Below are 530 nucleotides of genomic sequence, written 5' to 3' on the forward strand. Positions count from 1 at the left end.
AGCGCCTTGCGCACGATCTCGACGCCGGTCTTCTGGTCGTCGTTCTTGGTGCGCAGGCCCTTGAGCTGCTCGGAGGCACGGAGCAGGGCGACGCCGCCGCCCGGGACGATGCCTTCTTCCACGGCCGCGCGGGTCGCATGCATCGCGTCATCAACGCGATCCTTGCGCTCCTTCACCTCGACCTCGGTCGCGCCGCCGACGCGGATCACCGCGACGCCGCCGGCGAGCTTGGCCAGACGCTCCTGGAGCTTCTCACGATCGTAGTCCGAGGTGGTCTCCTCGATCTGCGCCTTGATCTGGGCCACGCGCGCCTCGATGTCGGCCTTCTTGCCGGCGCCGTTGACGATCGTGGTGTTCTCCTTGTCGATCATCACCTTCTTGGCGCGGCCGAGCATGTTGAGCGTGACGTTCTCGAGCTTGATGCCGAGGTCTTCCGAGATCGCCTGGCCGCCGGTCAGGATCGCGATGTCCTGCAGCATGGCCTTGCGGCGATCGCCGAAGCCCGGAGCCTTGACGGCCGCGACCTTCAG

General features: G+C 67.0%; 1 protein-coding gene. It reads right to left on the minus strand.

What is annotated here, in order from left to right:
* Positions 1-530, minus strand: a 530-nt coding sequence (locus tag IVB12_RS22965) for a TCP-1/cpn60 chaperonin family protein (protein ID WP_276578159.1), incomplete at both ends; no start/stop codon positions are given.

Source organism: Bradyrhizobium sp. 179 (assembly GCF_023073535.1).
Lineage (GTDB): Bacteria > Pseudomonadota > Alphaproteobacteria > Rhizobiales > Xanthobacteraceae > Bradyrhizobium.